This window comes from Pseudomonas fontis (assembly GCF_028656955.1).
GTDB lineage: Bacteria > Pseudomonadota > Gammaproteobacteria > Pseudomonadales > Pseudomonadaceae > Aquipseudomonas > Aquipseudomonas fontis.
This window is the reverse complement of record NZ_JAMDGY010000052.1, coordinates 38,604-65,116: the sequence shown is the minus strand read 5'-3', so window position 1 is coordinate 65,116 and position 26,513 is coordinate 38,604. Positions and strand designations below refer to the sequence as shown.

Sequence of the window (26,513 nt, the reverse complement as noted above, 5' to 3'; positions counted from 1 at the left end):
TCCCTCTCGAAATGCTGAATCGAACACGCCGCACATAGTTGGCGACTGTACGGCTAATTGCAATGGTTGCTGTATGGCAAAACGGCTAGATTCGCAGGGTAGTCTGCAAAATCTGCTTACACCTGTATAAGGAATTCCCCATGCCCGACGCCACCTCCAGCCAACTGCGTCCGCTGGCCGACACTTCACCCTCGGCAATCGTTGCCGGCTTCATTGCCATGCTCACGGGCTACACCAGCTCCCTGGTGCTGATGTTCCAGGCGGGCCAGGCCGCCGGGCTGACCACTGCGCAGATCTCCTCGTGGATCTGGGCGCTGTCGATCGGCATGGCGGTGTGCAGCATCGGCTTGTCCTTGCGCTACCGCACTCCGGTGACCGTGGCCTGGTCGACCCCCGGCGCCGCCCTGCTGATTACCAGCCTGGGCGGGGTGAGCTATGGCGAAGCCATCGGTGCCTACATCACCTGCGCCGTACTGGTGGTGATCTGCGGGCTGACCGGCAGCTTCGAGAAACTGGTCAAGCGCATCCCCGCCTCGCTTGCTTCGGCCCTGCTGGCCGGCATCCTGTTCAAGATCGGCAGCGAGATTTTCGTTGCCGCCCAGCACCGTACCACGCTGGTACTGGGGATGTTCTTCGCGTACTTGTTGATCAAGCGTATTTCGCCGCGCTATTCGGTGCTGGCAGCGTTGCTGGTAGGCACTGCGCTGTCCGGCATGCTCGGCCTGCTGAACTTCAGCGGCTTCCACCTGGAGGTCGCCACGCCTGTCTGGACCACGCCGAGCTTCTCGCTGGCCGCCACCATCAGCATCGGCATCCCGCTGTTCGTGGTGGCGATGACCTCGCAGAATATGCCAGGTGTTGCGGTGTTGCGTGCTGACGGGTATCAGGTTCCGGCCTCGCCACTGATCAGCGTTACCGGGTTTGCCTCGTTGCTGCTGGCACCGTTCGGCTCCCACGGGATCAACCTGGCGGCCATCAGCGCGGCGATCTGCACCGGCCCGCACGCCCATGAAGACCCGAGCAAACGCTACACCGCCGCGGTCTGGTGCGGGATTTTCTACGGTATCGCCGGGGTATTCGGTGCCACGCTCGCGGCGCTGTTCGCCGCGCTGCCCAAGGAGCTGGTGCTGTCGATTGCCGCCCTGGCGCTGTTCGGCTCGATCATGAACGGGCTGACGGTTGCCATGAACGAGGCCCGCGAGCGGGAAGCGGCGTTGATCACCTTCATGGTCACGGCTTCGGGCTTTACCTTGTTCTCGATTGGTTCGGCGTTCTGGGGGATTGTTGCCGGGGTGCTGACGCTGTTGATCCTCAACTGGCGCAAGGCTGCCTGAGCCGGTCACCTGAGAGCGCTGGGAATCTTTGGGAGCTGGCCTTCTGTGGGAGCTGGCTTTGCCAGCGATGGTGTCCGCACCGGCCTCATCGCCGACAAGGCCGGCTCCCACAAAAGCCATTGCAACAGGCTCTAAAGCCGGAAGTGCCCGACCATCCCCTTCAACTCACTCCCCAGCTGCGCCAGTTCCACACTTGAACTGGCATTGCCCTGCATTGCCAACGCCGACTGATCCGCGCTACTGCGGATCTGCGTCACGCTGCGGCTGATCTCTTCGGCCACCGAACTCTGCTGCTCGGCCGCCGCCGCGATCTGCTGGTTCATCTGCTGGATCAACGACACCGCCGCCGCAATCCCGCCCAGCGCGCTTTCCGTTTGCAGCGCATCGGCCACCGCCAACTTCACCAGCTCACCACTGCCCTGAATGGTCGCCACCGACGACTGTGCACTGCTGCGCAAACGGCTCACCAGCCGTTCGATCTCCTCAGTGGACTGCTGGGTACGCCTCGCCAGCGCCCGCACCTCATCGGCAACCACGGCAAAGCCCCTGCCCTGCTCGCCGGCCCGGGCCGCCTCGATGGCGGCATTCAAGGCCAACAGATTAGTCTGCTCGGCCACGCTCTTGATCACCTCAAGCACCGTATCGATGCCCTGGATCTGCACGCTCAAGCTCTCGATGCTGTGGCTGGCGGATTCGGCGGCAGTGGCCAGGCTCTCGATGCGCTGCAAGCTCTGGCGCACCACCTGCTGGCCGCTGTCGACCTTGTCGTCAGCCGACTGCGCCGCCTGCGCGGCCTCCTCCGCATTGCGCGCCACATCGTGCACCGTGGCGGTCATCTGCTGCATGGCAGTGGCCACCTGCTCGGTCTCCTCCTTCTGGCTGCTGACTTCACGGTTGGTCTGCTCCGTCACCGCCGACAGCGACTGGGCATTGCTGGCCAGTTGTTCGATCCCGGCCTGCAGGCCACTGACAATGCGGCTCAGGCCACCGCCCATCTGCTGCATGGCCTGCATCAGTTGGCCAATTTCGTCGCGCCGATCGACACTGATTTCATCTCGCAGGTCACCGGCGGCAATCCGCTGCGCCCGGCCGATCACCCGCTGCAAGGGCCCGACCACCGCGCGGGTAATCAGCCAGGCGGCAATCACTCCCACCACCAGCGCCAACAGCGACGACAGCAGAATCAACAGCGCATTGCGCTTGAGCTCAGCCTGCATTGCCCCATCGATACCCGCACTGACCTGCTCAACCCGCGCCATCACCTGGTCAGCCCGTGCCTTGAGCTGCTGACGCAACTGCTGCTCGCGGGCCAGCAGGTCGGTGTACTCGCCCAGCTTTTCGGCAAAACTGCTGATATGGCTGCTGACTTCGCCCAGCACGGTCTGATAGCCGGGGTCCTTGACGCTCCCCTTGAGCTGCTCGACCAACGCCGCCGCCTGCTCGACCTGCTCGATCCGCCCTTGGCGGGCATCTTCAGCGCCCTTGCGGTTCTGCTCCAGACGTACCCGGGCTTCATCCATGGCCTGCAACATCAGCCGCGCGACCTGGGCGACCTGCCCGGCCTGCTCGACAAACTCGGCGCCCTGCTGGCCCTGGGAGTCCTTCAAGGTGTAGGTGCCGTCGTCCGCCAGCCCGGCCTGCAATACATCCAGGTTGTTGGCGACACTGGAGACCGACCAACTGGCCATGTCCAGCGCCAGCTCCTTGGCCTGGGTCAGCTCGACAAACTGGTCGAACGCTTGCCGGTAGGCCGCCAGTGCCGTGCCGACGTCGCTGCTGGTCAACGCCGGCAATGCGACGACCTGCTCAGCCAGAGCATCCACCCCTTGATGCAACGCCTCGGCCGCCTTGATATCGGAGCGCTGGGCAAAGGCCTGCTCTTGCAAGCGCACCTTGAGCAGCCCCTCGTTGAAGGCGGTCATCTGCTTGAGCCCGTCGAAACGCTGGCCCACGCTGTAGAGCGCCGCGATGCCGATGGCAGCCACCGCCGCCGTCAACAACAGCACCAGGGTGAACCCCAGCCCCAGCTTGCGGGCCATGCCCAGGTTGGCAAAACCGCCACGTGTGCCTGAATTCATTGCTAGCCACCCTCTTGCGCCGCCACGACGCCACCGGTTGATGCCCGGCTCGCAGAGTGGCAATCCCGTTGCTGGCAGCACAAGCCTTTGGCGCCACAATAATGGCAATAAGCTACGCCTGCGTCGTATTCAGGACACTGGAGGTCGTCATCGCGATGGTTGCCCAGCAGCCTGGAAAAACCCCTGGGCGCGTGGGTCCTGCGCGTAGGCGACGTTGATGCGCAGCCAGTCGCTGGGAGCATTGTCCGGGTAGAACGCAGCACCGGGCGACAACAGCACGCCGGCCTTCAAGGCTTCGCCATGCAAGTCGGCAAATGATCGATTGGGGCAGCGCGCCCAGACGAACATCCCGCCATACGGCTCGGCGAACACCTCCCAGCCTGCGGCCTCGAGCATTTGCAAGGCACTGGCCATGTGCTGGGCCAGACGCACGCGCAAGCGCTGGACGCTCTTGCGGTAGACACCACTGGCGAGCAACTGCGCCACCACCTGCTCGGCAAAGCGCGAAGCGCCAATCCCCGTTACCATCTTCACTTCGGCCAACTGCGCGATCAGTGCAGGGTCGGCCACCAGGTAGCCGACCCGCAGCGAACTGCTCAATGTCTTGGAAAAGCTCGCCAGGTAGATCACCCGCTGGTGGTTATCCAACGTGGCCAGCCGGGTCACCGTGCCTGCCTGGAAGTCGGCGTAGATATCGTCTTCGACAATCCGGAAATCGTGCTCGCGCGCCAGCTCCAGCAAACGCTGCGCAGTCTTGGGCGACAGGCTGGTGCCGGTCGGGTTGTGGTACATGCTGTTGATGAAAAGGTAGCGCGGCTGGTGCTCGGCCAGCAATGCACAGAGAGCCGTCAGGTCAGGCCCCTGCGCAGTGCGCGGCACCACCAGCATCTCGATACCGTGCAGCCGCAGCAGGTTGTAGAGGTTGTAGTAGCCCGGGCTTTCCACCAGCACCTTGTCGCCTGGCTTGAGCAGCGTGCGCACCAGCAGATCCAGCGCGTGGCTGGCGCCCTGGGTGGTCAGGATCTGCTCAGGCTGCACGTGGATGTCCAGCGGTGCCAGGCGCTTGCGAATCTGCAGCCGCAGGCTGGCGAGCCCCAACGGTGGGCCATAGCAGAAGAGGTCCGGCTCGGCGCCACGGCTGACATGACGAATCGCCTGGGCGATTTCTTCAGGCTGTCGCCAACCACCGGGCAGCCATCCACACCCCAGTTTCAGCAACGCCGAATGCGCATCGCTGAACTGTCGCCAGCGACTGTCGACACCATCATCCCAAGGCGACGCTTCGTCGAGCGGCGGCTGGTGTTTGCGCTCGGCGACGAAAAAACCGACGCCATGACGCGCCTCCAGCCAGCCCGAGGCGACCAGCCGATCATAGGCCTCGATCACGCACGACTGGCTCACCCCCTGCTCCGTCGCCAATTGGCGAATCGACGGCAAGCGGCTGCCTGGTCGCAAACGCTGGCTTTCAATCCAGCTACGCAGGCTATCTACCAATTGCTGCACCAGTGGCGCTGCGGCGGCACGATCAAGCTTCAAGTCCATGACAAAGTGTTCGCTGATTTTTACCGAACAGTTAATCACAAAAGCGTCGGTGCTGTGCCTTGTTGGTCATGCGCGCGTAGCCGAGAGTTGGGCGCTCATCCCTTGGAGCTTGCCCATGGCCGCCTCCCGCGCCCCGCATACCCTGGCCTTGGCCCTGTGCCTGATCACCTTCGCCGTCAACTTGCAGGCACCGCTGTACACCGCTTACGCCGAACTCTCGGGGCGCGGCGCAACCGCCACCGCGATCGCCTTCTCCGGTTATGTACTGGGCGTGGTGCCGGTGCTGTTGTTGCTGGGCGGGCTGGCCGACCGAGTGGGTCGGCGGCCGCTTATCCTGCTGGCGCTGTGCCTGTCGATGGCCGCGACGCTACTGATGCTGTGCGCGCCAAACCTGGAAACCCTCGGCCTTGCCCGGTTGCTGATGGGCATCGGCACCGCGCTGGCGTCGGCGACGGGCACGGCGTACATGAGCGAGCTGATGCAGGCCGCAGATAATCGCCGCGCCGCCAACTGGGTCACGGCCTCGACGTCGCTGGGTTTCGGTTTGGGCGCCGCGTTGACCAGCGCCTTCCTGTTGCGCGGGCCAAGCCTGACACCGGGCAGCTTCTACCTGCACCTGCTGCTGGCGGCGGTTGCACTGGTGATCGTCTGGCGCCTGCCGGACCCACGCCCGGCACTCAAGTCACCCTTGCTGCGCCTGCCGTTTTACCCTGCCGGCAGCCTGCCCTATGGCCTGTCGATCCTGCTTGCCTGGGCCTGTGTCGGCCTGGTGATTGCCTTGCTGCCGTCGATCCTCAAGCAGCATGGGCTGGCGAGTTGGTCAGGGTTTTCGACGTTCTGCGTGATCAGTTGCGGACTGCTGTTCCAACCACTGGCACGGCGCATGACGCCGGTGCGGGCGACAAGCCTGGGTTTGCTGATTCTGCCCTGCAGCTACGCGCTGCTGGCGTGGGGGGCAAACCATGGCGAGTTGACCGCCATGCTGGTCGGCACCGTGGCCGCCAGCAGCGCCTGCTATGGCTTCATTTACCTGGGCGGCCTGTCGGCGGTCACTCAGCTCGCCGGCCATGAAAAAACCCGCGCAAGCGCGGGCTTCTTCCTGCTGGCCTACCTGGGGTTCAGCCTGCCGGTGATCTTCACCGGCGTGCTGGCTGACAGGCTCGGCGCTGCCATGGCATTGCTGCTGTTCGGCGTGGCCCTGGCCATCAGTTGCCTGGTGGTCGGGATGGCGTTGCTGCGCAGCGATGCGCGGCTGAGGGCACCTGCACTCGCCGCCCTCAAATAGCCGTAGCACCACCGTCGACCGCCAGTGCCTGGCCCGTGGTGAACGCTGCGCCATCGCTGCACAGATACAGCACCGCACTGGCGATCTCCTCAACCTTGCCAATGCGCCCGACCGGGTGCATTGCCGCAGCGAACTCGGCCTTGCGCGGGTCTGCTTCATAGGCGCGGCGGAACATGTCGGTATCGATCACCGCCGGGCACACGGCATTCACACGGATCTGCTTTTTCGCGTACTCGATGGCTGCTGACTTGGTCAGGCCGATCACCGCGTGCTTGGACGCGCTGTAGATGCTCATCTTCGGTGCCGCCCCCAGGCCTGCGACCGAGGCGGTGTTGACGATGGCACCGCCACCCTGGGCGAGCATGACCGGCAATTGATGCTTCATGCACAGCCAGACGCCCTTGACGTTGACGCTCATGATCGCGTCGAACTCATCCTCGTTGCCTTCGGCCAGGCGCCCCTGCTCGATCTCGATGCCCGCGTTGTTGAAGGCGTAATCCAGGCGGCCGTAGGCCTCAACGGTACGTGCAATCAACTGCGCCACGTCGGCATCGCGCGTCACGTTGCACGAGACGAAAATCGCTTCGCCACCGGCCGCACGGATCAGCTCAACAGTGGCATTGCCGCCGGCCACATCAAGGTCGGCGACCACCACCTGCAATCCTTCAGCAGCAAAGGCCTGCGCCGTGGCCCGGCCAATACCTGCAGCAGCGCCGGTGACCAGGGCAACCCGGCCAGTAAACTTCATGCTCATCAATAACTCCCGCAACGAGGTGAGAACAGACAATGGCTGGAGTCTAGTCAGGCCGTGGGGTGCTTGAGCAGTATCATCAGCCGCCCGGTTGAAGCATCATCCGGGCAAGTGATTATCTAGTACTGGCTTTATCATCTATATCGATCACACTTCATTCGCCCGGCGGGTAAACCTTGCCGGTTCGCCGTTCAGGGTCTATCAACAAGCTTTGCCCTATCTCTTACGAGGCCTGCACATGACTGCCCAGACCAATCGCCGCTTCCTGCTCAGCAAACGCCCTGTTGGCGCCGTGAGTCGTGAGGACTTCACCTACGAGCAGATTCCAGTTGGCGAACTCGCCGACGGGCAAGTGCTGGTGAAGAACCTCTACTTGTCACTGGACCCAGCGATGCGCGGCTGGATGAATGAAGGCAAGTCCTACATCCCACCGGTAGGCATTGGCCAGGTGATGCGTGCGCTGGGGGTTGGCGAGGTAGTGGCGTCCAAGCATCCCGGCTATGCCGTGGGCGATCACGTCAATGGTGCGCTGGGGGTGCAGGACTACTTCCTGGGCGAGCCACAAGGTTTCTACAAGGTCGACCCGAAACTGGTACCCCTGCCGCGCTACCTTTCGGCATTGGGCATGACGGGTATGACTGCCTACTTCGCGCTGCTGGATGTGGGCCAACCAAAGGCCGGCGAAACCGTGGTTATCTCCGGCGCAGCAGGCGCGGTGGGTAGCATTGCCGGGCAGATCGCCAAGATCAAGGGCTGCCGCGTGGTGGGCATCGCCGGGGGTGCGCAGAAATGCCAGTACCTGAAGGATGAGCTGGGTTTCGACGGGGTGATCGACTACAAGGCCGAGGACGTGCTGGAGGGCTTGAAGCGTGAGTGCCCGAAAGGCGTGGACGTGTACTTCGACAACGTCGGCGGCGACATTCTTGATGCCGTGCTCAGCCGCCTGAACTTCAAGGCCCGCGTGGTGATCTGCGGGGCGATCAGCCAGTACAACAACAAGCAGGCGGTGAAAGGCCCGGCCAACTACCTGTCGCTACTGGTAAATCGTGCGCGGATGGAAGGCTTCGTGGTCATGGACCATGCGGCCAACTACGGTAAAGCGGGCCAGGAAATCGCCGGCTGGTTGGCGACGGGCAAGCTCAAGAGCAAGGAAGATGTGGTCGAGGGGCTGGAAACATTCCCCGAAACCCTGCTCAAGCTGTTCAGTGGCGAGAACTTCGGCAAGTTGGTGCTGAAGGTCTGACCACCACCCCTCACAGCATCACATCAACTCTGTGGGAGCCAGCCTTGCCGGCGATCGGGCCCGCTAAGGCCAGCTCCCACAGTTTTTCTCGCCAGCCAGTTCCCGTTAGAGACCTGGCAAAGCGGATCACGCGCGGATTTCAGCAACCACGGCTGCCAGCGCTTGTGCAGGGTCAGCCGCCTGGCTGATTGGACGACCGATCACCAGGTAATCCGAGCCTGCATCCAGTGCCTGACGCGGGGTCAGGATGCGGCGCTGGTCATCCTGTGCACTGCCGGCGGGACGAATACCCGGCGTTACCAATTGCAGCGATGGGTGCGCCGCCTTCAGCGCAGTTGCTTCCAGCGCAGAGCACACCAAACCATCCATCCCGGCTTTCTCGGCCAGTGCCGCCAGGCGCAACACCTGCTCCTGCGGCTCGATGTCCAAGCCAATACCGGCCAGGTCTTCGCGCTCCATGCTGGTCAGCACGGTCACACCGATCAGCAACGGCTGCGGGCCGCTGCGCTGGGCCAGCACTTCACGGCAGGCCGACATCATGCGCAGGCCACCGGAGCAATGCACGTTGACCATCCACACCCCCATCTCGGCGGCGGCTTTGACGGCCATCGCGGTGGTGTTGGGGATGTCATGGAATTTCAGATCGAGAAACACTTCAAAACCCTTGTCGCACAGGGTTTCGACGATGCCGGACGCGCTGCTGGTAAACAGCTCTTTACCGACCTTGACCCGACACAGCTTGGGGTCCAGCTGATCGGCCAGTTTCAGGGCGGCGTCACGGGTGGGGAAATCCAGGGCGACGATGAGGGGCGTCTGACAGACGGACATGGGCAGGCTCTCTGGGCAAGTCGAAATCGGCGCGCATTGTAGCCGATGCAGCGTAGCAAGGGGGGCCGATGATCGCTAATTAGGCCATCAGGGCCAGCCCTCCTATAATTGAACCAAAGCCCGGCGCCATCACTCGAAACTTCAGGTGCGGCGTCATTCGCCGTCCAAAGGAGAATTCCATGCCCTGGTATGCCTGGTTGATATTGCTGGTTGCGATCGGCTCGATTGTAGGTGGCCTGATGATGTTGCGCGATACGGCGAAGAAATTGCCGTTGACCGAGGAGCAGCTCAAACGGGTTCATGAGCGCAATGCAGAAATGGATGCCAAGGATGCGCAGGACCGTTGATCCGGGGCCCTGCTTCACATCGCTTAGAGGGCGGGCGCAACGCCTGCACACCCGCCCCTGTCTTGCTTAGTTGTTGACCGTCACCTTGTCGCGGTTGCGCTCCAGGATCGACTTGCCGATCCCTTTCACTTCCAGCAACTCGTCCACCGTTGCAAAGTTTCCGTTGGCCTCACGGTAGGCAACGATGGCCTCGGATTTGGATTTTCCGACGCCATTGAGTTCACGCTGCAAGGTCGTCGCGTCTGCGGTGTTGAGGTCGAGCTTGTCAATGGCTTGTGCTGCAGTCACGCTGACAGGCGCCAGTACCGTTACCGGCGGCGAGGCCGGAACGGCCCCTGCCGAAAGGGAGAAAGTGGTAACGAGGGCCATCAGCAGGGAAGCGAGGTAGGTGTGACGCATAGGGTGTGCTCCATGGTGTCTAGTAGATTCGAAGGCAGCTTTTCCTTGGCTGCCTTTGAAACCTAGATGCTGGAGCGCATGCGTCAAATGGTGGGGGGCATCAAGGTTTTACCAAGTGCGACCAACACACTAAAAACCATTAAAAAACAATTACTTGAAAAATAGATCTTCAAGGGTCAAGACGACGCTGCAGATAAATCCAGTCGACTATTTCACCCTCGGGGGCGTAGCCACTCACGGTCTCTCGGAGCAACTGCCGAACACGGTCATAATCGTCGATGGAGACAGCAGCCAGTAACTGCGTGAGTTTATCTTTGAGGGCGTCCCATGAAAGATAATCTTCATTGGCACTCATGATCTTGGGGTGACGTGTGGCAGCCACATTGTCACCAATCAACAGCTCTTCATAGAGTTTCTCACCTGGACGCAAGCCGGTGAACTCAATGGCGATATCACCGTGCGGATTGCGCTCTGAACGCACACTCATGCCGGACAAGTGGATCATCTTCTCCGCCAGCTCGACGATCCGCACTGGCTCGCCCATGTCCAGAACGAATACGTCCCCGCCCTGCCCCATTGAACCGGCCTGGATGACCAGTTGTGCTGCCTCGGGAATGGTCATGAAGTAGCGAGTGATCTTCGGGTGCGTGACCGTCAACGGGCCACCTGAAGTAATCTGTTTATGAAACAGTGGAATAACCGAACCAGATGAGCCCAGTACATTGCCGAATCGAACCATGGTGAAGCGAGTATTGTTGACCTGAGACACATTGCTTGAATCGGCGAACAAAACCGGGGCCAGTTCGCGACTCAACGCTTGCAGAGTCAGTTCTGCCAAGCGCTTGGTACTTCCCATGACATTGGTCGGCCGCACGGCCTTGTCTGTGGAAATCAACACAAAGTTGGAGACGCCAGCCTGTAGTGCCGCCTGCGCCGTACTCAAGGTACCCATGACATTGTTCAGAACACCTTCAGCAATATTGTGCTCAACCATGGGCACATGCTTGTAGGCGGCCGCGTGATACACCGTGTCCACGCTCCAGGTTTTCATGATGTCGAGCAGTTGCCCCTGGTTGCGCACCGAACCGAGAATCGGCAGCACACGGGTAGGCAGCGACTCACGCGATATGCGCTGCTCAAGCTCCGAGAGAATACTGTAAAGATTGAACTCGCTGTGCTCGAACAGCAGCAGGGTCTTGGGGCCAAGCCCTAGAATCTGCCGGCACAGCTCTGACCCTATCGAGCCCCCGGCCCCGGTCACTATTACCGACTGGCCAACAATGCAGCGCTCAAGTAAATCATCCTGGGCAGGCACAGCGTCGCGCCCCAACAAGTCTGCGATATCGACTTCCTGAATATCATCAACCTTGACGCGTCCACTGGCCAGATCCATAAAGCCGGGAATGCTTCGTACGTGCAGCGGGAAACCTTCTAGAAAACCAAGAATCTCGCGCCGCCGCGCTCGACTGACTGAAGGAATAGCCAAAAGTACTTCCTGGGCTCCGGTCATATCGATAATGCGCTGGATATGGCGAGGTTTGTACACTTGCAGGCCGGAGATCACCCGGTCGGCAATACTACTGTCGTCATCGATAAATGCCACCGGACGCATGACCTTGCCAAGTCGCAATGCCGCCACCAGCTGATTACCAGCTGCACCGGCACCATAAACGGCTACTTTCGGTAGTCCATCATCACGGCTGGTGAACGGTACATGTTGAGAGGCGGCATACCAATCACCCAGAAAATACTGGCGCATTGCCAAGCGAAGCCCGCCCACCATGATCAGGCTCAACCACCAGAAGTTGAAGATGATCGAGCGAGGCACAATATTCTGATGGGCGCTGTACCAATACACGACGAAGCCGAGAATCAGTGAGGCCAGGCTGACTGCCTTGATAATCACGATCAGGGCGTCATTACCGAAATACCGCATGACGGCGCGGTACATGCCGAACCGAATAAATAGAGGTATGCAAATCACCGGAGCACTGAGGAACAGCCACAAATGGTCCTTGATAGGATTGGCTACTTCGTCGATCCCCAGGCGCACGACAAACGCGAGCCACAACGCAGCCCAAACCAGCACAACGTCGGTCAATACCTGAACCAGCCGCTTCTTGCCACGCGGCAGCCCCAGCAATGATGCCCGCATCCTATCCATAAACCTCTCGAACACCTTTACTGCTCCCGTATCGAATCCGTCTTTCTTCGTTGAGGTGGGCACTTCAGCTCGTGGGTAATCCCGTCGAGCCAAAGCGGTTTAACCATAACCACGGTGGCAAGAACCGCAGTAACGTTCCACCTCATTGCACACTCAAGCCACAACCCCAGCAGCATGACCCACAGAGTTTACTGTAACAACTGAAAAAAAGTGCCAGGGACTTAGCAGAAAACTCACAGGCCACCCTCGTGGGCCAGAGCGCCATAGGTAGCCGGCTGCCCTGAGGCAATCAACCTCTGTCGCTGCCCTGATAGCTGCGAGCGGTCAACTTTAATGCGTCATCCGTACTGATGGGCGGTTCCCAGCCAAGCAGTGACCGGGTTTTTTCGATATCCACTTGCAGTGATCCGCACAGGCGCTGAGACAACGAGCGTTTGCCAAGTGCAGTGGCGGCAAACTTCAACAGTACCGATGGCACCGGCAGCAACCGTGCCGGTTTGCCAAGCGCGCTGGCCATTTTTTTGAGCAGCCCAGTGGTCGACAGATCATCGCCATCACTGACCAGGAATGTCTGGTTCGCCGCAGCAGGATGATCGATGCAGGTGATAATCAAGTCGACCAGATTGTCCAGAGCGACCAGGCTGCGTCGATTGTCAATTGCGCCAAACGGTAAAGGCACACCTTTATCCAGCCAACGCATCATAGAGAGAAAGTTGGCCCTGACCCCGGGACCGTAGACGAGAACAGGGCGAATAATGACAACTTCCAGCGATGATTGCTCTGCCAGCGCACGCAAGCCCTGTTCAGCCTCCATTTTCGAAATACCATAGGGGCCAACCGGCGCCGGAGTATCGTCGGCACGATAGGGTTGCCCTTTAAGCGTGCCCTCGCCGTTTACCTTGATCGAACTGATGAATATGAAACGTTTGACACCGGCAGCCACTGCTTGGCGCGCCAGGTTCAACGTCCCCTCAACGTTCACTTTGCGGTAGGCCGCCAACGGGTCCGTATCGGTGTCGTCCATCACATGAACCCGAGCGGCTGAATGGATAACAATATCGATACCGGAGAGGCCGTCCTGCCATTGCGTTTGCTCGTCCAACGAGTCAATACGCATGATTGTGGCACTTGGGCAATCCAAGCTGGCGTTTCCACGCAACGCGGCAACGACGGGGTGTCCGCTAGCGATAAGACTGTCAAGGGTCGCCTTGCCGACAAAGCCGGTTGCACCAGTCAATAGAACTGAAGAATTCATTAAATGCTGACCTTGTACCTGATGGCATCGCAAAAATTTTTGCTGTGCAACACATCATTGCTTGGCGTGCGGATGCGCTGCCTCTGATTATCGATAAATTCAAAGGATGACAGCAACCTCTATTCTTGCCGAATAAAACGCGCTGCCAGCAGTCGCCCCTGAATCATTGACATGCCCGAGCGGCTTGCAGCCTACTGGGTTTCGTTACCCTTCGCCCATGCTGCAACGAGATCGCCAGTAATGCCAGGAGCTGATTCAATACACCTGAGATCGGGCTGATCCGTGGGTTGATACCTGAAGTATGCAACAGGCCTTTTTAAGGTCCGCCGATGGAAAAACAGTCGGAGAAATGCTTAGATGCGGCTCCATTATTCAACCGTCAGACCCGCAATGACAGATAAACCCCAGATCCATTTTATTCAAGCACTGAGAGCCCTTGCGGCAATGATGGTGTTGATTTGGCATTTTCGGCCTGCCGTGAAGGGAGATATCGAGTCTTCCGTGCTGACACTATTTTTTGCCAACGGCTTTTCTGGCGTTGATGTGTTTTTTGTCATCAGCGGATTCATCATGGTCTATTCCACTGGCGGCCGATCTGGGGGCGCTAAAAATGCCCTGGTCTTCCTGGCAAAACGCTTCGCAAGGATTTGGCCACTTTACGCATTCGGTACGATACTGTATGTCTTGTTCCTCATCAGCCTTGGCTGGATGACAACGGAAGAATATATAAAAACCGCACTTAGCCTAGTATTTTACCCGGTCGCTCCCGCACCGACACTTGATGTCGGATGGACCTTGAATATTGAGATATATTTCTACCTCGTTTTTTCTTTTTGCTTGTTATTTAATCGACTGCGCTGGCTTGTGGCCGGAACCTGGATAACACTAACTGTTGCCGTACAATCCATGGTAACGGACTTTTCCTTTGTCCCACCCAGCCTTAGTTTCCTGACGCCGTTACTCGGCCAAGCCATACACCCTTGTATCCCAGAGTTTTTCGCCGGGATGGTCATTGCCGCGTTCTTCATGTCCAACATTACCGTCAGCAAACGCATGGGCCTGCCAATCGCGGGGCTGCTTGTTTCGTTTGCTGTCTGGCAGTATCTGGACGGCTTCTACAATAAACCTGGGATCTACGGAATGGGCGCAGGTGCTATCGCGCTGGTGCTGGGTTTTGCCATCGCTGAGAAGTCTGGCGCCGGCTGGAAGCCTGGAGCGGTGTTGATGTGGCTGGGTAATATTTCTTTTTCGATTTACATACTGCATACCACGGTAGGCTTAGCCCTCACCCGGGTATTAAAAAACACCCCGCTTGCCGACCACCTTGGCATTGGCTACGTTGTCTTTTTGATCGTGGTGGTTCTGCTACTGTCGACCCTGCCCCATGCTCTAATCGAACAACGCCTGAGCACGGCCCTGAGTCAGTTTATAACCGCGCGCATTACTCGTAAGCAACCCAACAACGCACAAGACGGTGTCGCCACTGCCGCCTGACCCGGCATCCTCCAGCCGATGCAGCCGGCCTGTTCATTGACTCTCATGCTGCACAGCAAGAGAGTCAATGAACCCATATTGCCAGGCAAACGCTTTACGAAAGCCCCTCCTAGGGGGCTCTCAACGTCCGCTCATGCGCAACGTTCAGCAATCACCCGCTCATCCAGAAAGCGCCGAATAACAGCTTCCCGAGAGTAGTGATCAGCCAAGTCGACGGTCGGACGAGTCCGCTCGGAAAGCACCTCGAACGCGCAGCGCTCAGGCAGCGGGTTCGAATAGTCGATAAAATACTCAATGCCCGCCTCTTTCAGCAAGTCGACAGTCGCCCCCTCATTGCTGAAGTTAAACACGGATTTATTGTAGCTCAGGTATTGCACAACCTTGGACGACAGGAAAGGGTTGGGCTTGAAGTCTGCATCGACATTAATTAATCCATCAAAGCGATTAACCACCAGACTGTTAATCAACTTTATTGGCATAAACGGCCAAATGTAAAAGTTTTTAACCCCTTTTTCCTTGGCGCTGTCCATCAACGCCTTGAGGCCCTTCTCACGCATCCATCGATAGGCAATACCATTTTTCTCAAATAGAATATTCCGCACACCACCAAACACATGCAACGCGACATCTTCGCGACCCGCAAAGAAATCCAGCATTGCATCGGGTTTACGCTCCCCGTAGAAAGACCCGATAAACGCAACATTGTGCGCATGCTGAGACGACGTGGCGACCACGTCACGGTAACACGCCGCCACCGTCTCGGGAAAAACCGCCAGCTCTTCAGCGCTCAACAGCGCCTGGTTCCTGTCAACGGTACTCACGATAGGGTTTGGCAATACACAGAAGCGTGAGACATCAAAGCCCGCATCACGGTAAAGGTCAATACTCCGCTGGTTCGTCTGCGTGACGATATTGCCTGCCGAAATCAGTTGTCGCTCCAGCGCAACCAGATTCTTCTTGCGCAGACGCGTCAACAAGCCACCTGAATAGTAGGGGTTAACCGATCCGACATCGCCGAAGGAACATACACAGCTGATGCCGAACGTCTGATTAATGAAAAGCGCGATCTTATGCAGTGAGACCGGGTCACTTCTAATGAAGATCAGGTCATAGGTCGCTACAGAAATTTCGCTGATCAGTGTGCAGCAATAGTCATAAAAACCGCCGCCTTCCAGGCCAGTGATTTTTTTGTGCAGCTTGTTAATAACAAAATTTTCTTTGGCGTCGTAAGAGAAATGCTGAGCAAGCCCGTCGATAACCTCTGGCAAGCGCGGCGATATCAGATCAACCGAGCAGCCATTTTTAATGAAGCCTTCTACCAGGGCCCGAGATACGATCCCTTCAGGACTATTTTTCAAGGAAACCTCAGTTCCCACAAATAGAATACGCATAACCGATCTCACTTCCCTTTTAACGCTGAGAATACATACCTGGAAAGAAAACGCTGCCTGTAAGCGGAGCGAACATCGCTAAACAAGAAATTGGAATGTTGTGCCATCAACAACAATTGGGCAGCAACCTGCAATAGATCATGGTGCTCAAGTACATATGCCCGACACGCGGCACCATAGGTGCCGTCAAAGTACCTGCCTTCGCTCAACTCGGCGAATGTGCGCAAACCTTCAGTGGCTGAAAAACTGCCGAGATCGAAATTTCTAGTCTCAGACAACGGCATATAAGAACATTCGTTCCCCACCGGTTCGTATGTCGGCATGACGATAAAAGATGGCAGCCCGATCGCTGCACTCTCCAATACAGAGGTGCCTTGACTGAACACTGCATCCGCTGTCGTGGCGAGTACCTTATGTAGAGCCTGGTTATCCAGGTAGCCGTGCTTTTCAATTTTGAAATGGGCTGCAGAGAGCATTTGCCCTTCTGCGTCCCCGCTGCCCACTACGTGCAAAGTGATTGGCAACTGCTGCCCCTGACTCCACGTATCTAGATCCTGAATCAACCTGTTCAGTGAGCCAATTTTGAAGTCAACCAGCCTACCCACCCAGAAAAAATTCAGCACGGTTGGTCGAGTATGACGCTGCGCGCGAGTCTCAAATATCACCGGGGACGGGAGGGGTAAGAATTTTCGGTCGACGGGGGACTGAAGGAAGCGCTGGCCAGAGCTGTAGTTTTCTCCGTCCATGAAAATCAGTGCGCTTTTTTTCGACGCGTCGGTAAACAAGGCACGAGCGTAATTTATCTGTTTACGCAGTACGAACAGATCGATCATTCGCTTCAAAAAGCTCGACGCATCAAGTTTTTTATAGAACGCAAGCGGCAGAATAGGGATGCAGTTATAGGGATGGAGTGACCAAAAAATAATCTTGGTACGGTCCTGCATCACTGCATTGCACAACGCCTCATAAGCCATATTCGGTGGCAATACAAAATAATCGCAGTCAACCTGAAAAGCCTGCCGAATAGAGCTAATAACAACGATGTCTTCATCAGGCACACCCAGCTTGGAAAATGCCCCATCGGCGTAATCCACCACTTTGCACTCGTAGCCTTGATGCTTGTAAAGCGTGTACAACCTGAAAAACAGATGCTCCGCGCCGCCAACCACTCGGCTTGGGCTATAAAAAACGAAACTCATACGACCCCCTCCGTCTTTTTTAGAAACTTATGAATTATGATGAATACAAAAAACTGTATGGGGTTTACGTACTGAGACTGGTAGAAAAAAAAGATAAATATCAATGCCAGGCACACCATGAAGAAAAGATACTTCCTTTGCCCCAGCACTTTAAATGCCACAGATAGCGGGTTCAACAGCAGCGGGATTGCCAGCACCCCAAACATGTAAACAACATAGGGGAATAGCGCCTGCGGCTTCAACTCGACACCCGCCTTATACAAAGCGCCAATCACCTCATGCTGATAGAGAACAGGGCCCAGTCCGTAATCGCTCAGTATGGTCGGCAGTGCACCATTAAAAGAGATTGTTGGGAAATAAAATACCCGCTGAAGACCATCAAGAATAGCCACGCCATTCAGGATGAATCGAGTGCTCGCACTGGGAAAGCCCAGCGCCAATTGCAATACACCTTCGTCACTCGAGAACACTGACGTCGCCAGGGGAATCAACTCGGTTGACACCCGGTCCACCGTAACGAAAAACAGCGCGCCGCCCAAGACAGCCAGCACACCCATAATGATTTTTTTATACATCCTTCCAAGTGATATATCCACCGCCAAAATCAGCACAAAAAACAAAAAACCCATCAGTGAGTAGGTACTGAGCAATATCAACAACAACATGACCTGCATCACGCGCGAGTTGAAAATCCCTTTATTCAACCCCAAGGTGTACACCAAGGCCACGTAAAATATATAAGTTGCCGCATAGGAGGGCTCACTGGCGAGGTAGGATATTCCCCTGCCCCCCTCAAGTGTCGTGTAACGACCGAAATAACTTTCCATCCATGCCGTGAGCCCCAGCATAGCAAGCACTGCAATCAATAAATGCGCCGCAATGAATAGCTTATAGAACCCCTTGCTACCGAACCCTATCCACGGGTAAGCCAATACCACCAACAGCAATACGAGCAGCAGCTTGGACACCTCAGCTAAATACTCGCTGTTAAAATCCGATAAAAACAAAACCATCAAAAATAGTATAAAAAAATAATACAAGAGTGCAGCATAAATATTAACACTCATACGCCCAGTGAGCAGACACAGGCCACCCAATAGCAACAACAAAATAGGCTGCGTCTCTGAAACACCGGGCAAGATAGGAAAAAAAATCAGCGAAATAGATAACAAAAACAAGTTTTGCAGCACAACTCCCCTGTCAAGCTTCTTTACATGATTGTGATCCACTGCGCACCTTTCCCTAAATAAAAAACCTAAACTTGCTAAGTTTAGGCTTTTAACTACCGATACCACCGCTGTTGCCAAGTTACTTACCGAAAAACTGCTTCAATGTCTCGACAATTCTGCCAGAGGCGTTGCCATCACCGTAGGGGTTATGGGCAAACGACATCTTATCGTAAGCCTCCTGGCTATTCAGCAGCTCTTCCACCTCAGCGATCATCACCTCTTCATTCGTCCCCACCAGCTTGACCGTTCCCGCCTGCAGCGCTTCGGGCCTCTCCGTCGTGTCACGCATAACCAGCACCGGCTTCCCAAGGGAAGGTGCTTCTTCCTGAATGCCTCCCGAATCGGTAAGGATCAGGTAGGAGCGCTCCATCAGGTAGACAAAGGGCAGATAGTCCAATGGTTCGATCAAGTAAACGTTGTTGATGCCCTTGAGAATCCGGTTGACCGGTTCGCGAACATTGGGGTTCATGTGCATCGGGTAAATGATGTCGACGTCCGGGTGGGCATTGGCGATATGTGCAAGCGCTTTGCAGATACGCTCGAAGCCATCACCGAAGCTCTCGCGTCGATGCCCGGTTACCAAGATGATGCGCCGATCAGATGAGATGAACGAGAACGGCTTGGCGGCTTCCGCACTCAAGACCGGGTCGCTCTTCAAGCGGCCAATGACAGAAATCAATGCATCAATGACCGTGTTGCCAGTCACGATGACATTGCTTTGCGCCACGCCTTCCCTGAGCAAGTTACTCTGAGAAGTTGCCGTAGGTGCGAAATGCAGATTAGCCAACGCGCCGGTCAGTTTTCGGTTGCCCTCCTCTGGCCAGGGAGAGTAGATATCCCATGTGCGCAACCCTGCTTCCACATGTGCAACAGGAATTCGATGGTAGTAGGCGGCAAGGCTGGTAGCGAAGGTCGTGGCGGTATCACCATGAACGAGCACCACATCAGGCACGAAATCAGCAAACACACCCCTGAGCCCTTCAAGAATCCTGACAGTCACATCTGTCAGGTCCTGCGAAGGTTTCATGATATTCAGATCGAAGTCTGGCGTCAGGTCAAACAAGTTAAGCACTTGATCCAGCATTTCCCTATGCTGCCCAGTGACGCAGATCCTCGCTTCTATTCCGGTATCGTTCGCCAGTGCAATAGCGACCGGTGCCATTTTGATCGCTTCCGGCCGGGTACCAAAAACACATAGAGTCTTTAACATTACTGCCCCCTAAACCTTTAAAAATCTTGCGGTATATACAGCCATAACCAGCCAATAAAGCGCGTAATTGACAACATACGCCATGACCACACCTTGCATGCCGTAGAAATCCGAGAGCAGCCAAGTAAAGCCAACAAAACTGATCGAAAAAATAATTTCAGCAGCGATATAGAACTTGTACATCGCCTTACTCAGAACCAGGTAGGCGAGGATCCACCCACCAATCTTTAACGTGTCCCCGAGCATCTGCAATGCGAACAACTCACGCATCGGCGAGAATTCGCTGGTAAACAGCAGCGCAATGACCACGTCACGCATAAGATACAACGTGATCCCCCCCGCCATGGTGACCGGCATAATCACTTTATAGCCGAGCGCCAACTCCTGCCGAATGGCTGCTTTATCTTTAAGTTCCGACAGCCGCGGCAAGTAGTACACACTCAGGGTCGTGGTAATCAACATCAAGTAGGCGGCGCTCAGGCGCCACATGGCCTCCCAATACCCTGCGGCCGACCAGCCAAACGACTCACCCAAGTGATCACGAACTAAAATAAGACTAAGTGGCACACAGGTCGCGGAAGTAAATGCCATCGCGGCATACTTTGAAAGGTTCAGCGCCGAGTCTTTATCGATACGCCCAACAAAATGACGAAGCTTGAACCAATTCAACTTACTGCAAATTACAACGGTGACGAAAAACGCCAGTGACTGGTATATTGCCAACGCCACCAACGCGCCGTACAAGCCAAACTGCATTGCCATGACCGCCGTGATGACCAAGGCAAACAAACTACCTGAGATATTAGCAGCGACGTAGCGAGGGATTTCCTTTTTACCGTTGAGCACCGCCAGTAGCAACGTATTGAAACTGAAAAACACCAGGCCTACAGCAAACCAAATGAAAACCCCACCTAGCGCAGGGTCCTTTAGAAACCAATCCGCTAGTTGTTTGTTGAACGCGGCGACAAGCGCCCCTGACACGATCGAACCGATCAGGGCCAACGTACCCGCGGTACGCCAGATTGAATGCTGTTTGCTCTCGTCATCGTAATACTCAGCTGTGTATTTCGTCACGCCGGTATTAATGGATGCACTGGCAAAGGTTGTAATCATCTGGACAGCGTTTTGAAACTGCCCCAATGCTGCATAACCCGATGGCCCGACATAAATGGCCAACACCTTATTGATCCCCAACAAGGTCAGCATTTTTACAAGTACTGCTATCGCATTCAGCACGCTTGTCTTGATCAAGTTCATAGTCGCGGACTAGCCCTTGCTGACGAAGCTATTACACACCTTAGCGACGTACAGGGCCTCTTCCACGGTCAAGGTCGGCCCCATTGGCAGGCTGAGAACCTGCTCATGTATTTCTTCAGTAATTGGCAACTCAAGGTGCTGCAACCCAGGGTAGGCTTGCTGCTTGTGCGGTGGGATCGGGTAGTGAATCAGCGTCTGTACACCGTTGTCCGCCAGATGACGCTGCAATGCTTCGCGGTTGGCCGTGCGAATAACGAACAGGTGCCATACATGCTGTTCGCTTCTGACCAGCGTGGGCAATGTAATTTCATCGCACACGATATTATTCAGGTACACCTCAGCGATGTGCTGACGGTGAGCAGTTTGACTGTCCAGCAGGCCCAGCTTAACGCTCAAAATAGCCGCTTGCATTTCATCCAACCGGCTATTCACGCCCTGGAAAATATTCTTGTATTTCTCATGCGAGCCGTAGTTACGCAGTGCTTTCAATACGTCGTACAGCGCTGGGTCGCTGGTGGTAATTGCACCGGCGTCACCCAGGGCCCCTAAATTTTTACCTGGATAGAAACTGAAACCAGATGCATCACCCCAGCCTCCTGCCTTGCGCCCGGCAATCGCCGCGCCGTGCGCTTGAGCTGAGTCTTCGAGAACCAGTAGTTGGTGCTCGGTCGCTATGTCCAACAGGGCTGGCATGTCGGCAAGCTGACCGTACAAGTGCACCGGCAACAGGACTCGGGTTTTCGGTGTCAACGCGCGCTTGACGTTTTCCGGGCAAAGATTGAATGTCTGGCTATCGGGCTCGACCAATACCGGCACCAGTCCATTTTCACTGATGGCCAGAATACTAGCGATATAGGTATTTGCAGGAACAATCACCTCGTCACCCACCTGCAACTTGCCCATGATTTTCCAGGCGCGCAAGGTAAGGGTCAGTGCGTCCAGACCATTGGCGACGCCAAGGCAATACTGGGTACCACAGTACTCAGCGAAGCGCTGTTCAAACGCTTCGAGGCTTTTCCCCTGAATATACCAACCCGAATCAAGCACCTGGGTCATGGCCTCGATCAGTTGCTCGCGGCAACCCTGGTTTATTGCTTTAAGATCCAGAAAAGGGACGTTCATAGTTAATCCTTAAAATAATTTTGGGAACTGAACCAGGCGCTGTCCGCGCCGACCTATCGAGACGGCTCCTTGGCAGCCAGCCAAGCCTGGCTCAAGACTGCTTCTCGAGTTCGCCCGCACGGAACTTGAAAGCGATAAAAATCAGGGGCAGGTACGCAAGCACCGTCATCGACAGCCCATCGAGATGGTAAAACACACTGATACCAGCCAACGGCATCAGCCAAAGCACGTTGATCGCCAACACCGCCAAGGTGACACAGCGGTGGCTATTATAATGTCGCGATGCAAACTGGTAAGCGTGACTACGATGCGCTTCATAGACCTTGTCGCCCCGTGCCAACCGCCTGATCAGGGTAAAGGTTGCATCAACGATGAACACGCCCATCAATATCAGCCACCCCCAGAACAAGGCCGGGGAAATCCATGCCGCCTGCAGCGACAATATGCCAAGGGTTATCCCGAGAAATCCGCTGCCGGCATCCCCCATGAAGATGCGTGCAGGAGGAAAATTCCAGACAAGAAAACCTGCTACTGCGATGGCCAGGACAATACTCGGTAACCCAGAGGCACTGGCGTCCACGCACAAGTAAAGCAGGAGCCCACCTATGCATGTACAAAGCGCCTGAATACTGGCGATGCCGTCAATACCATCCATGAAGTTGAACAAATTCAACATCCACACCAGATAGAGCGCACCGAACACGTACCCCAGAACGCCAAGGCTGAGGGTAACGTTGAAAATCGTCACCGAGGGCATTCCGCCCATCCACCAAAGCGCCCAGAAGGCCGCAAAGAAGTGCCCCAAAAGCCTCCAGCGCGCAGCAATATGCCCGTGATCATCAAGGAATCCGATGATCGCGACAACAGCCCCGGCGCCGGCCAAAGAGATCGCAAAATCAGCAGAAATCGCGGCATTCAACCAAAGTGCACACAGCGCCAGTAAAAACGTGAGGACAATTGCGACCCCTCCGCCGCGAGGAGTCGGCACCTTGTGCGAGCTTCGGCTGTTGGGTACGTCCAATATACTGCGGGACAGCGCGTATTTACGTAATAACGCTGTCAGAAGAAATGAGGTAAAAAAGACCACCACTCCATATAGCCAAAAATAGCTCTGCATAACTACCTTTTCTACCGATAAAATTTCGCCCGTTAACCTGAAGCGTTTAGGGCAGCTACGACATCGAGTACATTGTTCGTTAAGTGCTTATGAGTTGCCAACAAGCCTCCGACACGAGCCAGATCATCATAAGCACCGCTACCTGCCATGATCCAGAGCCTGCGGATCAGCCTGGGTCTGGTGAAGCTAACCGGCCTGGTGCCCCGCGAAAGGCCCGCACTGAAATTTATTATACGGCCTACTGGATGTGCCTGTAACCCAGTCCATGCGCTTTGCGCTTGGCTCGCTGCGTCGATCAGAAACCACGTAATACTACAAAATGCGCTGTTTCCGAGCCGAATACGCTGGTAAGTACAAGCCAATACGTCAACAGCCGCTTCTCACCGAACTGAACCGGATCGCGCCCTGAAGACGATCGCCAAAGCGCAGCGCCCACGCAACGCTCAATAAATGCAGTCAGCCCTACTGACACTGCTCGGTGGCGACCAGTTCACTTGCGACTCACGCCCCTGTCCGACTGCGTAGAAATGCACTTCCTCGGCGAGCCGAAGAAGGTAATTTAATTGGATGCATGCACGCCTTACCAAGCCTAAGGATGTCCTGAGGATGCCGGCGGATTGAGATGGGGAGTCTACTGAGCGGGCTCATCAAGGCTTCCTGGATGGGCCCGCTGGACACAACAGCACCGTTGCGTACATTCACGACGGCAAAGCGCCGGGGAGCATGCCCACCAGGAGACCTCAGAACGTATTCAGATAGTAATACGCTGCGCGTCAGCGCATGAACTGAATGTTAGTTACGAGTAGCCAACGCGAGGAAATCTTCATAATTACGAATGTAATCTTGCTCATCGTAATAATCGCTGGCCAGTACCAGCAATACGCAGTCATCACTGAAGTCGTGCATTTCGTGCCAAATCATCTTGCCGACGTGCAGCACCTTGGCAGGGGAGTCGAGCATGACTTCTTCAACAGAGTGACCATCATTCATGATCATGCGGCACTGCCCAGCCACACAGACGGCCATCTGCTCCAGCTCTTTGTGCGCGTGAAAGCCGCGCGAAACTCCCGGCTGCGTCGCGGTCAAGTAATAGACACGCTGAATAGCGAACGGAATATTTCTATTTGCCTCAAGAACGTTAAGATGACCACGTTCATCACCTAAGACTTGAACGTCCACAAGGTTGATCAAACTCATTTTTAAGCCTCAACTGTTAATGCGAGTAAATATTCCATACACCCTTAACGTCGCCATGCAATCGCTGTACGCATCAAAAGCCTTAACGATACGCTACCGCGCTTACCGGGTGAGTCTCAGACCACACGTTGACGGGTGATACACCTGCGTAACACTTTCAGCTCGCCCCAGGACACGATACAGGACGTTGCCTGCACGAAACTGGCGCCCGCCGTAATCGCCACCGTCACTTTAAACCCTCCCGACTATACGGGGGGCCAGCACTGAGCGCTTGGCAAAAAATGCAACCTGCCATCCATGCAACTGTTCGGTGGCTTCACCCCAGACGGGCCGATTCTCGCTGTGAAACACCAGCAGGTGCTTGCACGTCAAGTACTTGCGTCGCAGGATGCAGGTAAGAACGAGCTCGCAATACCGAAAACTGGTAGCGCACGAATGCAAGCAACAAACCAAGAATCAATCCCAATGCCGTGCCGAACAGCACGACAAGCAGACGCTTGGGCCTAATGGGAGAGTCGGAAGGCATCGCTCGCTGATCGACAGAGACCAGTTGAACTCGACTGAGATCTGTCCCCAGACTACCGAGACGCGCTGCCTCAGCCCGCGAAGCCTGAACATCACGCAGGAATATATCTTCATTCGAGCGACTGTTCAGCACCTCTATCTCTCGGTTTGCCTGAAGCAGCTGCAACTCCTTGGCAATTTCGGCGATGCGCCCGCCCTCAAAATCATCCGAGGTGCGCTTTTGCAACGTCGAGAGCTCTGCCTCCAGCGCGTCTGTCCCCAAGAAGTAAAGCGGTGCCTGCTGGCTGCTCACTTCAGTCCTGATAATATTAGCCCCGCTCGAAAGATCGGAATCCGTGAGCGATGAAGGCGTCGAGGGCTTCTTAATACCCAGGCTGCGAGCGATAGCGATCGCCTCATTGAGTTGACTGGCTCGATCGCCACGCAATATTTTCAACTGCAGCCGAAGTGCTTTCAACTCATCCTGCAGCCTTGCACGCTTCAGGTTATCTGACTCACGCAAAACTGCGATTTTTGCGCCCTTGTCGAGTTGATAAGTAGCGCGGGCAAAGTCAATCTTCCCGTTAATTTCAGATAATCTGTTTTTTATCAAAACATTCAAATCGGCGGTGATTTTTTGGCGCTCGACATCGATTGCATAAGCCACAAACTTATTGAGCACTGCTGCACCATCGACGCCTTCAACGTAATCAAACTTGAGCTCAATTAATCGCCTGAACTCATCTACTTGATTGACATCCTGCAAATCAAACGCTGCAGAATCCTTGTTAAATGCCCTGAAGTTTTGCTCGAGTGAGCGACCCGGCTTAATATACCTACTAAAAAGCTCCTCATTGTCCCTGAAGAAGTTCAACTGCGTTTCGTATGAGCCTAGCGACACGGCGACTCTGGAAAGCGCGGCATTGGGAGGGAGGCTGTAGATTTCCGAGCGATTCAAGGCATCCAGCTCATTCACAGCTGCCGGCCGCAAGACACTACTAACCTGATAGACGGGCGTAGTCAGAAAAGCATAGCCCAAGGAGAGAACACACCCGACCAGAGCCACAACCATGACCAGACGCTTTTGTCGCCAGATGGCTTGAGACAAGGCGTAAAAATCAATTTCGGTACCAGGGGAGTGCGTCGGTGCTTCAAAAAAACCGCTCAATGTTTTGCCCATCGTCAAAAGGTGTGACTACCTGGTTGCCCCCTAAGCAATAACATTTCCGAAGGAAAATAGGGCCAAGGAGCTCACTCAGACCTCCATGCGCTTAGGGATCTCACTGTAACCGTGTTCTCTGGCAGTCTGACATCAATTGGGGAGTTTTCAAGACTTGACAAAATAGGCTTTAACCTGAGACGACCCCTTAGCATCCAAAACAGCCTCGCCAGTCAAGACTACTGTCTTTCCCTTCCCCCGAGATGAACCATCAACCCGAAAATGAAAACTTCGGGGTATCAGGATCGGCACCTAAGCTTTTGACTTACTAATCCCACCTGAAAATCTGATGATCAACGATATTCAAGGATGCTCAATGACGTTGGGTGTACTTCAATACTTTTTCCT

Annotated in this window: 21 protein-coding genes and 1 pseudogene; 5 read left to right on the top strand and 17 right to left on the bottom strand. The window is 55.9% G+C overall.

Going from position 1 to position 26,513, the window contains the following annotated elements:
- Positions 1-140: 140 nt before the first annotated feature.
- Positions 141-1,334 (top strand): benzoate/H(+) symporter BenE family transporter, encoded by a 1,194-nt coding sequence (locus M5G11_RS16745; RefSeq protein WP_273911977.1) that lies wholly within the window; start codon positions 141-143, stop codon positions 1,332-1,334.
- A gap of 131 nt (positions 1,335-1,465) precedes the next feature.
- Here the strand turns inward: M5G11_RS16745 and M5G11_RS27625 are convergent, their stop codons facing one another.
- The 3 genes and pseudogenes from M5G11_RS27625 to M5G11_RS16735 form a co-directional block, all read right to left on the bottom strand.
- Positions 1,466-2,329 (bottom strand): methyl-accepting chemotaxis protein, encoded by an 864-nt coding sequence (locus M5G11_RS27625; protein WP_420793892.1) that lies wholly within the window; start codon positions 2,327-2,329, stop codon positions 1,466-1,468.
- A pseudogene (locus tag M5G11_RS27620) lies at positions 2,327-2,551 on the bottom strand (HAMP domain-containing protein); the annotation flags it as partial. The pseudogene M5G11_RS27620 and the gene M5G11_RS27625, both read right to left, overlap by 3 nt.
- A gap of 1,008 nt (positions 2,552-3,559) precedes the next feature.
- Positions 3,560-4,954 carry an aminotransferase-like domain-containing protein gene (locus M5G11_RS16735; protein WP_273911979.1) on the bottom strand — a complete coding sequence of 465 codons (1,395 nt, stop codon included), beginning with the start codon at positions 4,952-4,954 and terminating at the stop codon, positions 3,560-3,562.
- A gap of 115 nt (positions 4,955-5,069) precedes the next feature.
- On the opposite strand from M5G11_RS16735, the gene M5G11_RS16730 reads away from it, so the two are divergent.
- Positions 5,070-6,239 carry an MFS transporter gene (locus tag M5G11_RS16730; RefSeq protein ID WP_273911980.1) on the top strand — a complete coding sequence of 390 codons (1,170 nt, stop codon included), beginning with the start codon at positions 5,070-5,072 and terminating at the stop codon, positions 6,237-6,239.
- On the opposite strand, the gene M5G11_RS16725 is transcribed toward M5G11_RS16730, so the two are convergent.
- The gene (locus tag M5G11_RS16725) at positions 6,232-6,993 is read right to left on the bottom strand and encodes an SDR family oxidoreductase (RefSeq protein ID WP_273911981.1); all 762 of its coding nucleotides are present in this window, start codon (positions 6,991-6,993) and stop codon (positions 6,232-6,234) included. The two genes, M5G11_RS16730 and M5G11_RS16725, sit on opposite strands and share 8 nt — an antisense overlap.
- Before the next feature lie 235 nt (positions 6,994-7,228).
- On the opposite strand from M5G11_RS16725, the gene M5G11_RS16720 reads away from it, so the two are divergent.
- On the top strand, positions 7,229-8,233 hold the full coding sequence (locus M5G11_RS16720; protein WP_273911982.1) for an NADP-dependent oxidoreductase: 1,005 nt from the start codon (positions 7,229-7,231) through the stop codon (positions 8,231-8,233).
- A 126-nt stretch (positions 8,234-8,359) separates the two neighbouring features.
- Here M5G11_RS16720 and pyrF read toward each other — a convergent pair whose 3' ends face one another.
- The gene (gene pyrF / locus M5G11_RS16715) at positions 8,360-9,061 is read right to left on the bottom strand and encodes an orotidine-5'-phosphate decarboxylase (protein ID WP_273911983.1); all 702 of its coding nucleotides are present in this window, start codon (positions 9,059-9,061) and stop codon (positions 8,360-8,362) included.
- 179 nt (positions 9,062-9,240) lie between these two features.
- Between pyrF and M5G11_RS16710 the strand changes: the two genes are divergently transcribed.
- The gene (locus tag M5G11_RS16710) at positions 9,241-9,408 is read left to right on the top strand and encodes a DUF2897 family protein (RefSeq protein WP_273911984.1); all 168 of its coding nucleotides are present in this window, start codon (positions 9,241-9,243) and stop codon (positions 9,406-9,408) included.
- Between the two features lie 66 nt (positions 9,409-9,474).
- On the opposite strand, the gene M5G11_RS16705 is transcribed toward M5G11_RS16710, so the two are convergent.
- From M5G11_RS16705 to M5G11_RS16695, 3 genes are all read right to left on the bottom strand, one after another.
- Positions 9,475-9,807: a ComEA family DNA-binding protein gene (locus M5G11_RS16705; RefSeq protein ID WP_273911985.1), complete on the bottom strand. Its 333-nt coding sequence runs from the start codon at positions 9,805-9,807 to the stop codon at positions 9,475-9,477.
- Positions 9,808-9,976: 169 nt separating this feature from the next.
- Complete coding sequence (locus tag M5G11_RS16700) at positions 9,977-11,971, bottom strand: polysaccharide biosynthesis protein (protein WP_273912069.1); 1,995 nt, start codon at positions 11,969-11,971, stop codon at positions 9,977-9,979.
- 289 nt (positions 11,972-12,260) lie between these two features.
- Entirely contained in the window at positions 12,261-13,226 is a 966-nt protein-coding gene (locus M5G11_RS16695; protein ID WP_273911986.1) for a UDP-glucose 4-epimerase family protein, read from the bottom strand.
- Between the two features lie 390 nt (positions 13,227-13,616).
- On the opposite strand from M5G11_RS16695, the gene M5G11_RS16690 reads away from it, so the two are divergent.
- The gene (locus tag M5G11_RS16690; RefSeq protein WP_273911987.1) at positions 13,617-14,720 is read left to right on the top strand and encodes an acyltransferase family protein; all 1,104 of its coding nucleotides are present in this window, start codon (positions 13,617-13,619) and stop codon (positions 14,718-14,720) included.
- Positions 14,721-14,851: 131 nt separating this feature from the next.
- Here the strand turns inward: M5G11_RS16690 and M5G11_RS16685 are convergent, their stop codons facing one another.
- From M5G11_RS16685 to M5G11_RS16645, 9 genes are all read right to left on the bottom strand, one after another.
- Positions 14,852-16,111 carry a glycosyltransferase family protein gene (locus M5G11_RS16685; RefSeq protein WP_273911988.1) on the bottom strand — a complete coding sequence of 420 codons (1,260 nt, stop codon included), beginning with the start codon at positions 16,109-16,111 and terminating at the stop codon, positions 14,852-14,854.
- An 8-nt stretch (positions 16,112-16,119) separates the two neighbouring features.
- Positions 16,120-17,310, bottom strand: a complete 1,191-nt coding sequence (locus M5G11_RS16680; RefSeq protein ID WP_273911989.1) for a glycosyltransferase family protein — start codon at positions 17,308-17,310, stop codon at positions 16,120-16,122.
- Complete coding sequence (locus tag M5G11_RS16675) at positions 17,307-18,539, bottom strand: hypothetical protein (protein ID WP_273911990.1); 1,233 nt, start codon at positions 18,537-18,539, stop codon at positions 17,307-17,309. Before M5G11_RS16675 ends, M5G11_RS16680 begins: the two co-directional genes overlap by 4 nt.
- Before the next feature lie 79 nt (positions 18,540-18,618).
- Positions 18,619-19,749, bottom strand: coding sequence for a non-hydrolyzing UDP-N-acetylglucosamine 2-epimerase (gene wecB, locus M5G11_RS16670; protein ID WP_273911991.1), 1,131 nt, complete (start codon positions 19,747-19,749; stop codon positions 18,619-18,621).
- Between the two features lie 9 nt (positions 19,750-19,758).
- A complete protein-coding gene (locus M5G11_RS16665) occupies positions 19,759-21,006 on the bottom strand; it encodes an O-antigen translocase (protein ID WP_273911992.1) in 1,248 nt (415 codons plus the stop codon).
- Between the two features lie 9 nt (positions 21,007-21,015).
- Positions 21,016-22,128: a DegT/DnrJ/EryC1/StrS family aminotransferase gene (locus M5G11_RS16660; RefSeq protein ID WP_273911993.1), complete on the bottom strand. Its 1,113-nt coding sequence runs from the start codon at positions 22,126-22,128 to the stop codon at positions 21,016-21,018.
- 91 nt (positions 22,129-22,219) lie between these two features.
- Positions 22,220-23,245, bottom strand: coding sequence for an MraY family glycosyltransferase (locus M5G11_RS16655; protein WP_273911994.1), 1,026 nt, complete (start codon positions 23,243-23,245; stop codon positions 22,220-22,222).
- Between the two features lie 792 nt (positions 23,246-24,037).
- Positions 24,038-24,442, bottom strand: coding sequence for a sugar 3,4-ketoisomerase (locus M5G11_RS16650; RefSeq protein ID WP_273911995.1), 405 nt, complete (start codon positions 24,440-24,442; stop codon positions 24,038-24,040).
- A gap of 316 nt (positions 24,443-24,758) precedes the next feature.
- Entirely contained in the window at positions 24,759-26,126 is a 1,368-nt protein-coding gene (locus M5G11_RS16645) for a Wzz/FepE/Etk N-terminal domain-containing protein (protein WP_273912070.1), read from the bottom strand.
- Positions 26,127-26,513: the final 387 nt, after the last annotated feature.